The organism is Tsukamurella sp. II2bb (assembly GCF_057815145.1).
In genome coordinates, this window is the sequence record NZ_JBYPZI010000007.1 from 254,499 (window position 1) to 267,816 (window position 13,318).

The 13,318-nt window shown below is 70.7% G+C and carries 10 protein-coding genes; 7 read left to right on the forward strand and 3 right to left on the reverse strand.

From position 1 onward, the window contains the following. Positions 1 to 175: 175 nt before the first annotated feature. Positions 176 to 1,195, reverse strand: a complete 1,020-nt coding sequence (locus AC21LY_RS17210) for an AsnC family transcriptional regulator (protein ID WP_489047773.1) — start codon at positions 1,193 to 1,195, stop codon at positions 176 to 178. Positions 1,196 to 1,310: 115 nt separating this feature from the next. On the opposite strand from AC21LY_RS17210, the gene AC21LY_RS17215 reads away from it, so the two are divergent. Next, on the forward strand, positions 1,311 to 1,907 hold the full coding sequence (locus AC21LY_RS17215; RefSeq protein ID WP_489047774.1) for a GNAT family N-acetyltransferase: 597 nt from the start codon (positions 1,311 to 1,313) through the stop codon (positions 1,905 to 1,907). A 30-nt stretch (positions 1,908 to 1,937) separates the two neighbouring features. On the opposite strand, the gene AC21LY_RS17220 is transcribed toward AC21LY_RS17215, so the two are convergent. Together AC21LY_RS17220 and AC21LY_RS17225 are read right to left on the reverse strand one after the other, a co-directional pair. Then, positions 1,938 to 4,421, reverse strand: coding sequence for a LuxR C-terminal-related transcriptional regulator (locus AC21LY_RS17220; protein ID WP_489047775.1), 2,484 nt, complete (start codon positions 4,419 to 4,421; stop codon positions 1,938 to 1,940). 5 nt (positions 4,422 to 4,426) lie between these two features. Beyond that, complete coding sequence (locus AC21LY_RS17225) at positions 4,427 to 6,127, reverse strand: Hsp70 family protein (protein ID WP_489047776.1); 1,701 nt, start codon at positions 6,125 to 6,127, stop codon at positions 4,427 to 4,429. Between the two features lie 201 nt (positions 6,128 to 6,328). Between AC21LY_RS17225 and AC21LY_RS17230 the strand changes: the two genes are divergently transcribed. From AC21LY_RS17230 to AC21LY_RS17255, 6 genes are all read left to right on the forward strand, one after another. After that, the gene (locus AC21LY_RS17230) at positions 6,329 to 6,856 is read left to right on the forward strand and encodes an IniB N-terminal domain-containing protein (protein WP_489047777.1); all 528 of its coding nucleotides are present in this window, start codon (positions 6,329 to 6,331) and stop codon (positions 6,854 to 6,856) included. A 131-nt stretch (positions 6,857 to 6,987) separates the two neighbouring features. Then, positions 6,988 to 8,136: an IniB N-terminal domain-containing protein gene (locus tag AC21LY_RS17235; protein ID WP_489047778.1), complete on the forward strand. Its 1,149-nt coding sequence runs from the start codon at positions 6,988 to 6,990 to the stop codon at positions 8,134 to 8,136. Positions 8,137 to 8,372: 236 nt separating this feature from the next. Then, entirely contained in the window at positions 8,373 to 9,119 is a 747-nt protein-coding gene (locus AC21LY_RS17240) for a hypothetical protein (RefSeq protein ID WP_489047779.1), read from the forward strand. Positions 9,120 to 9,192: 73 nt separating this feature from the next. Then, positions 9,193 to 10,992, forward strand: a complete 1,800-nt coding sequence (locus AC21LY_RS17245) for a dynamin family protein (protein ID WP_489047780.1) — start codon at positions 9,193 to 9,195, stop codon at positions 10,990 to 10,992. Then, on the forward strand, positions 10,989 to 12,500 hold the full coding sequence (locus tag AC21LY_RS17250; RefSeq protein ID WP_489047781.1) for a dynamin family protein: 1,512 nt from the start codon (positions 10,989 to 10,991) through the stop codon (positions 12,498 to 12,500). Before AC21LY_RS17245 ends, AC21LY_RS17250 begins: the two co-directional genes overlap by 4 nt. A 58-nt stretch (positions 12,501 to 12,558) precedes the next feature. Next, the gene (locus AC21LY_RS17255; protein ID WP_489047782.1) at positions 12,559 to 13,317 is read left to right on the forward strand and encodes an alpha/beta fold hydrolase; all 759 of its coding nucleotides are present in this window, start codon (positions 12,559 to 12,561) and stop codon (positions 13,315 to 13,317) included. The last annotated feature ends 1 nt before the right edge of the window (position 13,318 follow it).

Below are 13,318 nucleotides of genomic sequence, written 5' to 3' on the forward strand. Positions count from 1 at the left end.
CGCTCCTTACCGCCGTTTATCGGCAGGTATTTGATCCGAACTTCGGACCAGTGTGCGTCATATCACGTCCGGATGGTGGGGAAATGAAAGAAGAAGCGGTGAAATTGCCGTACGGACGTCGCACGGTTCTCTGTTTCGAGACGAATGGCGGCAGATAATGCCGATAATCGGCTTGCTACGGAGTGGGGGCCGAATGCGGGTGTTCCAGGCCCGCGGCGCGGGAGTACGTGACGGCGAAGAAGTCCACGATCTGCTGCGCGGCGGCGATGTAGTCGCCGGTGAGCGAGGTGGCGGAGTCGTAGTACAGGCACACCGTCGCCAGGAGGGACTGGCCGTACAGCATCGGGAGGGCGAGCAGCGCCGTGTAGCCGGCCTCCCGGACCAGGTCGTGCAGCCCCGTCATCACCGGATCCGTCGTGGCGTCCTGCACCGCGACGTGCATCCGCGTCTCCCAGACCAGCCGGATCACGCCGTGCACCTCGTTGTCCAGGCGCGCGGCCATTCTGTCCAGGTACTCGTCCGTCACCCCGCGCTTGGCCGCCGCGGTCATCGTGGCCTGGTCCAGGGCACCGTCGTCCGTCGTGGTCGGCGCTCCGCCGCGGGCGACCACCACGCGGTCCGCGCCCAGCCCGTCGACGGCGGCGTCGCAGACCGCGGCGAGCACCTCGTCGCAGGTCTGCCGCGGCGCCGAGGCGATGGTCAGTGCGGCGAGCGCGTCCTGGTCGATGTGGGGTACCCGGCCGTTCGCGCCGGCCGCGGGAGCGTCGTCGATCAGGTGGCAGGACTGCACGGACGTGACGTGCGGATCGGCCTCGACGACCTCCACCAGGAACCGCAGAGCCGCCGAATCGTCGGGGAATCCCGCGATCACGATCACGTCCGCCGCGCCGGAGGCGAGGTACACCTGTTCCACACCGGCCCGGGCGCGCAAGGAGTCGGCGACCGTGATCCGGCGCGCGGGCTCGGTGCGCAGCATGCACATCAGCCGACTGGCGCGCGGGGCGCCGGACAGCTCCGCCGTGACCACCAGGCCGTGTTCCTCCCGGAGCCGCGCGATGCGCAGCCGCACGGTCTTCTCCGAGATCCCGAGCCGTCGCGCCAGATCGACGTTCGAGGTGCGGCCGTCCTGGCGGAGCGCGGCGAGCAGCGCGCGATCGGTCTCGTCCGGTTCGCGTCGCCGCGGTCGTCCCGTCACATCGCACCCCCCTCCGCGTGCCGCGGCCACAGTCCGGCGCCGGGCCGATCGACGGACCCGACGATACCGGTGCCCGACCGGGAAAACCGGTGGCGCCCGGAGTTACGGTGAGCGCATGACTTCCCTCCCCGCACCCCGCGACTGGGTCGGCTCGCCCACCCTCACGGGGGTTCGCGCCCTGCTTCGGCCGCTGACCGCCGCGGACGCGGAGGCGCTGGCCGGCACCGTCGACGATCCCGACGGTTTCGTGTGGACGGCCGTACCGCGCGACACCGACCAGGCCCACGCCTACATCGAGGTCGCGGACGCCGCTCCGAACCGGGTGGCGTTCGCGGTGACCGATCGGCGCACCGGTGAGCTGGTGGGCACCACCAGCTTCTACGACATCGATCCGGCGAACCGCGCGCTGGCCATCGGCTACACCTGGTACTCGACCGCCGCGCAGGGCTCGGGCATCAACCCGGACGCCAAGTACCTACTGCTCCGGTTCGCCTACGAGACCCTGGGCGCGATCCGGGTGGTGTGGCACACCGACGAGCGCAACGCCCGCTCGCGCGCCGCGATCGCGAAGCTCGGCGCGCGGTTCGAGGGGCTGCTCCGCAAGCACCGGCCCGCCGCCGACGGCGGCTGGCGCACCACCGCGCAGTACGCCTTGATCGACGACGAGTGGCCGGCCACCAGAGACCTGCTGCTGGAGCGTATCCGGCCGTAGGGCCCGGGGTCGATGGGGCGGACGACCCGCTCAGGCGTCGGCGCCGGCGGTCATCGAGCGCAGCAGCGACAGCATCTCGGAGCGCGTCTGCGCACCGATCCGCCGCCGGATCCGCGCGACGTGGTGTTCGACCGTCTTCGCCGAGATGAACAACCGCTCGCCGATGTCCCGATAGGTGAGACCGAGGAGCATCAGGTCCACCACCTCCCGTTCCCGATCCGTGAGGATCGAGACCGGCGATTTCGGCGGCAACCCCACGGGGGCGGATTCGTGGGCGGTCACCTGGTGCGTGCGCAGCGAACGGGCCAGCTGCAACATCGTCGCCGTCACCCGCTGGTCCGCGGCGTGGAGGGCCGCCTGCCCGGCCAGCCGGGTGGCGTCCCAGCCGTGCCCCACCGCATCGAGCTCGTGGCACGCCGCGTCCACCTCGTCGGGGTCGACGGTGCCGCCCAGCACCAGGACCCAGGCCCGTCCCGCGCGGGCGAGCGCTCGGGCGTAGCCGCTGTGCTGCGCGCCCTCGGCGAGTGCCTGGGCGTGCGGGACGAGTGCGGTGGGCGAATCCCCGGCGATCGCCGCGTGCACGCCGTACCAGTGCAGCGCCGCCGACCAGTACACCGGGTTCCCGAGCGCTGCCAGCAGGGCGAGCGCGTCGTCCACCACCGGCATGATCTCGTGCGTCATGTGCAGGCGCGCGGCGGCGACCCACAGCTCGCCCACGAACAGCAGGCCGAACAGATCGACGGTGTACTCCGCGAGCGGCCCCACCGCGTCGTCCCAGGCGGCGCGCAGTTCGCCGAGGTCGCCGGACCGGCGGGCGAGCGCGACCCGCAGCGCGGCGAGTCCCAGTTGGTCGCGGGTCCCGGGGACGTGCTCGATCCGGTCGATCATCGCAGTGGCGGCCGGACCATCGCCCTCCGTCATCAGAACCCAGGCGGTGAGCAGGCACCGTCGGGTGCGGTGCGCGGCGGGCCACCGCTCCGGCGGCGTCCGGGACAGCATCGACCGGGCCCGCGCCACCTCACCGACCTGCAGTGCCGCGATCGCCGCGATCGCCGCGGGAACATCCGGGGCCACACCCGGCTGCGCGGTGCCGGCCAGGCCCACCGCGCGGGCGAGCGTCGTCAGCACGGTCGAGCCGCCCCGGTCCAGGGACTGCAGTAGTCCCTGCAGCAACGCGCGGTTGACGGCCGCTCCCGCCACCGGGTTCGGCGCCGCGTGCCGCGCCAGCTCGTCGAGTAGCCGCCCGGCCGTCGTCGGGTCGCCCGCCGCCAGGTGCACCACGCCGGCCATCGCGGCGTCGGGTCCCCAGAGCTGCGGGTCCGGAACGTGGCGCGCCTGCCAGTCGTAGAGCTCGGCGGCACGCGCGGAGTTGCCCGCCTCCACAGCCGCGCCGGCGCAGATCCGCACCGCTCGGACGACGAGCCCCGGATCGGTCGCCGGCGCCTCGAGGTCGGTCCAGACCGCGTCGATCGCGGTGGCTGCACCGTGGACGTCGCCGGCGAGCGCGCGCATCTCCGCGGCTCGGACCTGTGTCGCGACGGGGTCGGCCCCGGATCGGATCGCCAACCGGCACAACGCCTCGCGCCGCTCCGGTTCGGTCGTCGCGCGGGCCATGATCGGGTCGATCAGGCGGTCGTCGACCACGCCCTGCTCGGCCAGCTCCTCGGCGAACTCCGGTGGGATGGGCCCGAGCCGATCGAAGCCGTCCAGCAGCGCGTGGGCCAGTGCGTGGCCGCGGGACTCTCCGAGCACGCTCAGCGCGGACCGGCGTACCCGGGCCGTGAACGGATGCGGCCCGTCGGTCAGGCCGGTGCCTCGCGCGGCGTCGGTCAGCCGATCGGCCGCGGCCCGGTCCACGTCGAGTACCGCTGCGATCTCGGCCGTGCCGATCGGAGCGGACATGGTCAGCAACGCCACTGTCGCGAGCACGTGCTCGTCGAGCCGGAACAGTCGCTCCCGCATGGCCCGGGCGGCCGCTTGACTCATTCGTTGTTGATCGGGTGCTTCGGCCAGCGCTGCCGTGACCAGGTCGAACAGACCTCCGGACAGGTGGTGCACCCAGTCGACGGCCGGTGGATCGGGAGTCGGCGCCTCCATCCGGGCGGCGATCTCGGTGATCTGTGCGAGGGTGAGCGAGGGCAGCAGGACCGGCGGGGTGTCCCAACTCAGCGCCTCCACGGCCCCGGCCCACTGGGGATTCCGCGGGCGCGGTTCACCGGCTACGACGATCCGGGTGTTCCCGGCCCGAGCGAGCGCGGCCACGACGGCCAGATCCGCGTCGGGCAGGCGGTGTCCGTTGTCGATGATCAGCACCTCGTGGTCATCGGGCGAGAGATTCTGTGCCGGTGACACCCCGGCCCGCCGATACACCCGCCGGATCTCCTGGAGTACCACGGTCTTCCCCGAGCCCGCGGTGCCGATGATCACCTGCACCCGGCGGGAGTCCGGGCGCGCGGCGATATCGGCCACGAGGCCGTCGGCGTTCGGGGGGAGGAGGCCGCGCGGATCAGTCATCGCACCTACCGCGCCGGCGCCAGCACGGCGGGCGGAACAGGCACGGCGGGTTGAGCCGTCGCGGCGACGCCGGTTCCGTTCGCGGTTCCGCCGGACCCGGTCGAGCCGCCGCCCGTTCCGCTCGCCGGGACCTTGGACGAGCCACTCGACGGAGGCCGCGACGAGATGCTCGGCGGGACCTTCGACAGATTGGGCCGGGTGGTCGGCGGCGGGGTCCATGTCTGCACCACTTCGGTCGTCTCATCGGTCGTCGAGGTGATCGATGTCGTCGTCCGGGCCGAGGTGGTCGGCGGCGGCGGTCGATCCGAATCCCGGGAGGTGTCTCCGAGCATGTACAGGACCCCGATTCCCACCGCCACAACCATGCCGATGCCGCCGAGGATGAGGAGGAACACCAGCCACGGATGACGCTTCTCCGGCTGCTCCCGGTCGTCGGCCCGGTTGTAGGTGATGCGGTGGACGGGGGTGCTCCTGCTCACCGTCGGGTCCGTATGGACCAGGAGCGGCGCCGACGGTGCGAGTGGCCGGGCCGGTGGGGGCGGGGCGGGCCGCACGGGGTGCTGCCCGGTCTGCGGGCTCTGCGCCGTCCGGCGCTCGGGGTGCGGATCGACGGGGCGGGGAGTACCGGGACCGGGACGCGGCACCGTCGGCCTCAGGCCCGGAGACGTGGTCGTGTGCGGTGGCCCCGCCTGGGCGGCAGCCAGGTCCGCCGCCCCCAGCGCGGCGGTGAGCGACGGTTCCGGGTTCGGGAGCACCGCCGTGTGGAAGTAGGCGGACAGACGCTGCGTGACCAGCGGAATCGCCGCGCCACCGCCGAAGAGTGCCACCGCGGACACCGCGGACGGCTCCCGTCCCGATCGCTCGAGGAGACCACTCAGGCCTGCACTGATCCGATCGACGGACTCACTGATCAGGTCCTCGAACTCGGACCGGGTGATCCGTACGTCGCCGTGGAAGCCCGGCAGGTCCACCGGCACCGAGGCCACCGGTGCCGCCGACAGCCGCTCCTTGGCGGCGCGGACACCCGCTCGCACCCGGGCCAGCGCAGCGGTCAGATTCGGGTCGGGCGAGATCAGGTCGGCGGGGTCCATGACCTGGGAGAGGATGTGGCGCAACAGCTGGTGATCGAGATCCTCGCCGTTGGGCTCGTCCAGCCGGTCCTGGGCGAGCGGCTGATCCTCGCCCGCATCCCAGATCGCGATGGTCGTGCCCGTCGCCCCGAGGTCCGCCAGGCACACCACCCCGCTGTGCGGAGCGTCCGGCTGACGGCGCAATCGGAGGAAGGCCGTCTCGAGATCGCTCCGGATCTGCACGGCCCCGGGCAGTGCGACGGTGGCCGCCGCGAAGGCGGACCGCGCCTGGTCGGACCAGTAGGCGGGGACTGCGATCACGATCACCGGCAGGCTCGGGACGGTGCCGGCCTGCGCCGCGATCAGGCTCCCGATCGCCTCCACCACGAGGTCCTCGGCCCGGCGTTCGGCGCCGCCCGGGCCAGTCAGCGGCACCGGGTCGCCCACGCGCTGAACGAAATCCGACCACCGGATACCGTCCGCCCGGACCCGGGGATTCTCCTCCGGCAGGCCGGCCTCCGGCCGCACGTGGGGCGCGATCGTCAAGACGGACGTCCAGCGGGTGACCGCGCCCGGGTGGCGGGCCGCAGTGAGGTGTGCGGCACCGACCGAAACGCCGAGGGAATCCGTGTCCATGAGCCCAACTCCGTCCCCAGCGTCTTCTTCGCTGCTGTCATGCTCGCAGTCCGCCCCCGCTAGGGGAAGAGTCACGCGGGGAGTACGGGAATTTCCCCGAATTCCCCTAATCCGAGTCCCCTATCGATCCCCTAATCGCCCTGCGGACGATCGGGGATTTCCCACTGCTCGGGCCCGTCGGGCCCGCAGTATCGTGGCGATATGGCCACCGGTTCACTTCTCGACTTCATCACCGCGCTGACGCACGATCCGGTAGCGGCTGCGGCCTATCGCGCGGATCCGCAGCGAGCACTCAGCGAGGCCGATCTGCACGGTGTGACCACCGCCGACGTCAACCAATTGCTGCCGTTCGCCGCGGAATCGACCAGCTCGGTGTGGTCCGGAACAGCGGCGGCGAATTCCTTCGACCTCGCTTTCGCCCCGTCGTCCGACCCGGCGGCGGACGGTGGGAACGACGATCGCGCCTACTCGCCGGGGGCGACCGGTTTCGATTCCGAGTCGATTCCCGGTGCGGACCTCCCCGACCCGGTGCGACCTGTGGAGGCCTGGGGGCAGGCGCCCACGGTCGACGACGTCACCGACGCGGTCCCGCCCTTCGATTCCGGCGCCACCGGCACCGTCGATCCCCCGGAGATCGACGTGCCGTCGGACTCGCTGTGGGGTCCCGCTCCGCTCCTCGACGATGCGGCTACCGACGGACATCAGCCGGTCGCCGACCATCACCCGTGAGGCCCGCAAACCCCCAACGGCGGTCACCGTCACGGGGGATCTCCCCCGTTATCGGCGGACGATTTTCCTCCTAGGGTCGTAAGACAAGAAGCCCGAACGGGCGGTTCCCCGGACCACCTCAGGAGATCATCATGTCGCTCACGCAATCGATCGTCGACTTCATCCTCGACCTGCTCGGAAATCCCGAGAAGGCCGAGCAGTTCGACCGAGATCCGCAGAAATGCATGGCCGATGCCGGACTGTCGCACGTGCAACCCGCCGACGTCCAGCAGGTCATTCCTCAAGTCGTCGCACAGGTGGGCGGTGGCGGGAACTGGCACCCGGACGCGGGCGGGGGAACCGCGACGCAGATGATCACCAGGATCGTGAATAATTACTACAAAGAAATCAATATTCACGTCGAAGGCCACGACAACAAGGTCAACGTGAACACCGGTGATGGAGCGGTGCTCATCGACGGCGACAATACCGGCACCGTCGGCACCGGCGATGGCGTCACCGGAACCGGAAACTCGGTGGGCAACGAAACGAAGTCCACCGACGTCCACAAGGATGAATCCGTCCACGGCGACGGCAGCGGAAACGATACGAGGACCACCAACGACGACCGGAGCCGCAACGACGGTCACGGCACCACGACGACCGGTACCCAGCCCGGCGCGCAACCCGCGGGCGGGACGCCGCCGACGACACCGACCCCGGTGGCACCCACCTCGCCGGTCGTCCCTCCGGCGACGGCCCCCGTCCCCGCGGCGCCGGTCGCTCCTGCCGCGGCCGCTCCCGCCGCAGCCGTACCGATCGTCGCCGGCGCCGACGCGGCACCGGTGGTGCCGACCCTGTCGAACCTGACGGCCGCGCACACGGCCAGCCCGCTCGACGCGGCGGTTCTGGGTGGCGCGCCGGCGACGACCAGCGTCGTCCCCGAACACGGCGCGAGCCCGACCCTCTTCGGCGGCGGATCGATCCCGGTCCCGGACACCCCGTCCACCCCGGTGCTCCCCACAGGCCCGGAGTTCGACACCCGTATCGTGCCGGACGGCACCGATCTGCCGTCGTCCGGGGGGACACCGTCGGGAGTGGTGACGATCCCGGGCACGCCGACGCACCCCGATGTCCTCGGGCTCACCGACCACGGCGAGTCATCGGTCTTCATCGACCACCTCGTCGACACCTCCGGCGCCGCGGCGGGCCACACCGCACCGGTGCACGAAACCGTGGTGAGTTCCGATGCGCTCACGGCACCGGCGACTACCCATATCGCCCCGACCTACGAGCACTGAGCCGACCGAACAAGCGGACCCGAGAGTCGATCTCGGGTCCGCTTCGTCGTGCGCGCTCCACCCCGGGGCCGGACCCCCGTACGCCCCGAAATCCCCCTGCCGCGATCCCCTAAGAACCCCCAACGACTGCGGGGATTCACCCCGTTTTACGCGGTCTTCGCCGGTCGTAGTGTTTGTTTCACCGGGAACGCCTTCCCGCAACTCCATCTCAATCCCACGAATACGAGGAGCTTGAAATGTCGAAGTCAACCTGGACCCAGGGAATCAATGTCAGCGGTGTGGACAACCACGTCACCAGCACGTCCGGCGCCGGCGCCGTCTCGGTCGGCGGAAGCAACAGCGGGATCGTGAGCACCGGTGGCGGCGTCACGGGAAGCGGCAACTCGGTGGGTAACACGTCGACGCACACCGAGGTCCACGTCGACAAGTCCGTCCACGGCAACAACAGCGGCAACACCACGTCGACCACCAATACCGACAACAGCCAGAACGACAATCACGCCCAGGTCCACGTGGCCGCGGGGAACGGCGGCGACGCTGCGCACCCGTTCGACGGGGCGCCCGGCGGCCACGGTGGCGCGGGGCACGCCGGCTTCGACGGCGGGGACGGCGGCTGGGGAGGAAACGTCTCCCTGTCGGGCATCGATCTGGGCACCCATCACTCGGGGCCGACCACGCTCAATCAGAACGATTATCGGGAGACCAACAACACGGATTCGTTCAACACCGATAACTCGCGGCACGATTCCCACAACAACAACTCGCGGCACGACTCGCACAACACCACCGATTCCCACAACATCACCGATTCCCACAACATCACCGATTCCCACAACAATTCCGAGCACGGGCTGCACCTGCCCGATCCGGCGGACGGGATCGACGCTCTCGGCAACCTGTTCACGGGGGCCGCGGGCGGCGTTGCCGGAGCGGCCGGCGGCATCGTCGACGGCATCGGCGACGCCCTCGGCGACATCTTTTGAGCGGAGTCGATGACGAAGACGGTCCGAACCGGTTGGAATACCCGGAAGAACACACGCAGGAAGGAGCGCTCCCGTGGACGAGGGTGGGCAGAAGGTCATCAAGATCATCGAACGACTGATGGGCTACGCACACGATCACGGGCGCTCCGACCTTGCTGCCCGCCTCGGCGGGACCGCCGAACGGGTCACCGATCCGCGAGCGCGGGTGGTGGTCGTCGGCAGGCAGAGCCAGGGGAAGAGTCAGCTCATCAACGCGTTGCTCAACGTTCCGGCCTGCCGGGTGGGCGACGGCAAGACCACCCAGGTGATCACCGTGATCGGTAACGGCGCGGAACCGGCCGCCAGACTGGTCGTCACGGACGGTGAATCCGACCGCACCGTACCGTTTCCGATCGATGACGTGACCCGCGATCTGGACGCGTCCGCGGTGGCCGGCGGCGGCGAGATCACGCGGGTGGAGATCGACATCCCCAGCCCGCTGCTGGCGCAGGGACTGCTGCTGATCGATACCCCGGGGACCGGCGGGGTCGGGGCGGTGCACGCCGGCGCCGCCCTGGGCCTGCTCCCCACCGCCAGCGGCATCGTCATCTGCAGCGACGTCAGCCAGGAGTACACCGCGCCGGAGATGACCTTCATCCGGCAGGCGCTCGACCTGTGCCCGAAGGCATTCCTCGCCGCGACCAAGGTGGACGTCTACCCGTTCTGGCGCGACGTCATCGCCGCTGACACCGCGCACCTCCGCACCGCCGGCTTCGGGCTGACCCCGCAGCCGCTGTCGTCGGCCCTGCGCGCACACGCCGTCGCCCTGGAGGACGCCGAATTGAACACCGAGTCCGGCTATCCCGAATTGCTGCGGTTCCTCACCGGCGAGGTGATCGCGAACGCCCGGACCGACATGCAGGCGGCGGTGAAGGCCGAGATCGCGTCCGCGGTCGCGCAACTCTCCCTCGCGGTGCGGAGCCAGCTCACGGTGGCGTCGGACCCGTCCGAGCGGGACCGGATCGTCGCCGAGCTCGAACGCGCGAAGGCCGAGGCCAAGGACCGCGCGAGCCGCACCGCCCTGTGGCAGCAGGTGCTAGGAGACGGGATCGCCGATCTGTCCGCGGACGTGGACCACGACCTGCGGGGCCGCGCCCGGGCTCTCCTCAAGGCCTTCGAGGAGGAGATCGACGCGCAGGATCCGTACCCGATCTGGGCCGATCTGACGGAACGGATCCAGCAGGCGGCGTCCGAGGCGGTCGGTGACAACTTCATCTGGACGCATCGGCAGTCGGTGCTGCTCGCCGGCCGCGTCGCCGAATCCTTCGCCGACACCGGCACCGTCGCCCTACCGGAGGTCGAACTGGCGTCCATCGGGGGCTCGCTGCAGCCGATCGACCCGCTCGCCGCGCTGGAACAGGCCCCGGCGGGGTTGGGCCACAAGTTGATCACCGGGCTGAGGGGCGGATACGGCGGAATGATGATGTTCGGGATGTTGTCGTCGGCCGTGGTGGTCGGCCTGCACATGATCAATCCGTTCTCGGTGGCCACCGGCGCCGCTCTGGGGTGGAAGTCGTACAAGGAGGACCAGGAGATGCGGCTGGCTCGGCGGCGCGGCGAGGCCAAGCTGGCGATTCGCAAGCTCATCGACGATGTGCAGTTCGAGGCGAGCCGCGAATCGCGCGAACGGCTCCGCACGATCCAACGGGTGCTGCGGGACCACTTCCGGGTGATCGCCGAGGAGACCACCCGCTCGCTCGCGGAGTCGATCGCGTCGACCGAGGCGGTGGCCAAGGTGCAGGTCGCGGATCGAGATCTGCTGCGTACGCGGCTGGAACAGGAACTCGCCTTCCTCCGGGAGGTGTCGGCGTGGGCGGGCGAGGTGTCGGCATGAACACCCACGACCGGGTCGCCGCCCTCCTCGCGGACGCCGAGCAGGTGTTCAGCACCGATCCTGCGCTCCGGCACACGCCGGCCGCGCAGCAGCTCAGCGCGTGTCGCGAGCGGTTCGCCGAACCTCTGCGCATCGCTTTGGCCGGCACGCTGAAGGCGGGTAAGTCGACGCTGCTCAACGCTTTGATCGGCGAGGAGCTCGCGCCGAGCAATGCCACCGAGTGCACCCGCATCGTCACCTGGTTCCGGCACGGACCGGCGCCGGCGGTCCGCGCCTGGCATACCAACGGGATGAGCGCGGGGGTGCCGGTCGACCGGACCGACGGTCACCTCAACTTCGATCTCGACGGGCTCGACCCACGATCGATCGATCGACTGGAGGTCACCTGGCCGTCGCACGAACTGCGCCGCACCACGGTGATCGATACGCCCGGCACCGCGTCCCTGAACGCCGAGATCTCCGCGCGCACGCTCCGACTGCTCAACCCGGAGAGCGGTGTCTCGGGCGCGGATGCCGTGGTCTACCTGCTCCGCAGCGCCGGCGCGGCCGAGGTCAACACGCTCAACGAGATCAGCCGTCAGGTCAGCGGGCGCACCGGCCCGCTGGGCGTCGTCGGGGTGGTCTCGCGGGCCGACGAGATCGGAGTGGGCCGGCTCGACGCGATGTTGTCCGCGAAGGAGGTGGCGGCCGGGTACGCGGCCGATCTCACCGCCACCGGGCTGTGCCAGGCCGTCGTCCCGGTCGCCGGACTGCTCGCGCTCACCGCCCGCACCCTGCGGCAGAGCGAGTTCGCGGCACTGCGGACCCTGGCCGCCGTGCCGGCCGAGGAGATGCGGTCGGCCATGCTCTCGGTGGATCGGTTCGCCCGGGTGGAGAGCCCGCTGCCGCTCGATGCCGAGGAGCGAGCCCGGCTCCTGGCCCGCTTCGGGTTGTTCGGCATCCGGATCGCCCTCGCTCTGCTGTGCACCGGGGTCAACGACGCCTCCACGTTGGCCGATCAATTGCTCGAGCGGAGCGGACTGACCGAGCTCCAAGCGGCGCTGGACACCCAGTTCGCGCAGCGCGCGGAGCAGTTGAAGGCGCACTCCGCCCTCACCGGTCTGGCCCGGGTCCTCGAGGGAACCCCCGCATACGCCACGGGCGAACTCCTCCAGCAGGTCACGAGGATGCTCAGTGACGTGCACGGCTTCGAAGAACTACGGCTACTGGGGCTCCTGCGCTCCCGGACCCCGTTCCTCTCCGAATCCGAGCGGGTCGAGGTCACCCGGCTCATCGGCGGGTACGGCACGTCGGCGCCGGACCGGCTGGGGCTGGACCCCTTCGGCACCATGACATCCGGTCCGACCGCCGCACTCGCCGCCGTCCAGCGCTGGCGCCAACGCTCCGAACACCCCATGAACGACGCCTTCACCCGGCGGATCTGCCTCGCCGCGGCGCGCAGCGCCGAAGGGCTCCTCGCCGAGTTCACCGCCGACCGGGACCGATCGCCCACAGGCCTTCGCCCCTAGGGCGTGTACCAGGGGCGGTGCCGTCCGACCGGGTAGGTTGGGGCACGTGGATGAGTGTGTGGGCCTGAGAGATTGGGGCGGCCGGGAGAGGGCCGCGCCGATCGTGCTGCTGCACGGCCTCATGGGCCGTGGACGCACCTGGCGCCGGCAGATCCCGTGGCTGCGCCGCTACGGCAGGGTCTTCACCTTCGACGCCGAGTTCCACCGCGGCGCAGGATTCTCCCTGCCGCCGGATGACATCACCACGGAGCGATTCGTCGCGGACGTCGCCGAGATCCTCACCTACCTCGACCAGGGGCCCGCGACGCTGATCGGGCACTCCATGGGAGGTCTGCACGCCTGGTGCACCGCCGCCGAGTACCCCGAGCTGGTACGCGCCCTCGTCGTCGAGGACATGTCGCCCGAGTTCACCGGACAGTCCACCGACACCTGGGCGCCGTGGTTCGCGAGCTGGCCCGCGCGGTTCGCCTCGCAGGCCGAGTGCGAGGCGATGTTCGGTCCCGTCGCCGGGCGCTACTTCTATGAGGCCTTCGACGACGGAGCGCTCCACGGCGAGCTCGACGTCTTCCGTGCCATCGCCGACCACTGGGGCCCGCGCGACCACTGGTCGCAATGGCGCGCGGTGCAGGCGCCCACCCTGCTCATCGAGGCCGGGTTCTCCGTGGTGCCGCCTGGCGTGGGGGAGCGCATGGCCCGCTCCTACACCGGCCCGGACCTGCGGTACCTCAAGGTCGACGGTGCCGGCCACCTCGTCCACGACGACGCCCCCGCCGTGTACCGCGGTGCCGTCGAGGCCTTCCTCTCCGGCCTGGACTGAC

Excerpts from the sequence above, each read along its gene's own strand:
- AC21LY_RS17225 (WP_489047776.1), bottom strand. The coding sequence starts at position 6,127 with ATGGACACGGATTCCCTCGGCGTTTCGGTCGGTGCCGCACACCTCACT.
- AC21LY_RS17220 (WP_489047775.1), bottom strand. The coding sequence starts at position 4,421 with ATGACTGATCCGCGCGGCCTCCTCCCCCCGAACGCCGACGGCCTCGTG.
- AC21LY_RS17235 (WP_489047778.1), top strand. The coding sequence starts at position 6,988 with ATGTCGCTCACGCAATCGATCGTCGACTTCATCCTCGACCTGCTCGGA.
- AC21LY_RS17215 (WP_489047774.1), top strand. The coding sequence starts at position 1,311 with ATGACTTCCCTCCCCGCACCCCGCGACTGGGTCGGCTCGCCCACCCTC.
- AC21LY_RS17230 (WP_489047777.1), top strand. The coding sequence starts at position 6,329 with ATGGCCACCGGTTCACTTCTCGACTTCATCACCGCGCTGACGCACGAT.
- AC21LY_RS17240 (WP_489047779.1), top strand. The coding sequence starts at position 8,373 with ATGTCGAAGTCAACCTGGACCCAGGGAATCAATGTCAGCGGTGTGGAC.
- AC21LY_RS17250 (WP_489047781.1), top strand. The coding sequence starts at position 10,989 with ATGAACACCCACGACCGGGTCGCCGCCCTCCTCGCGGACGCCGAGCAG.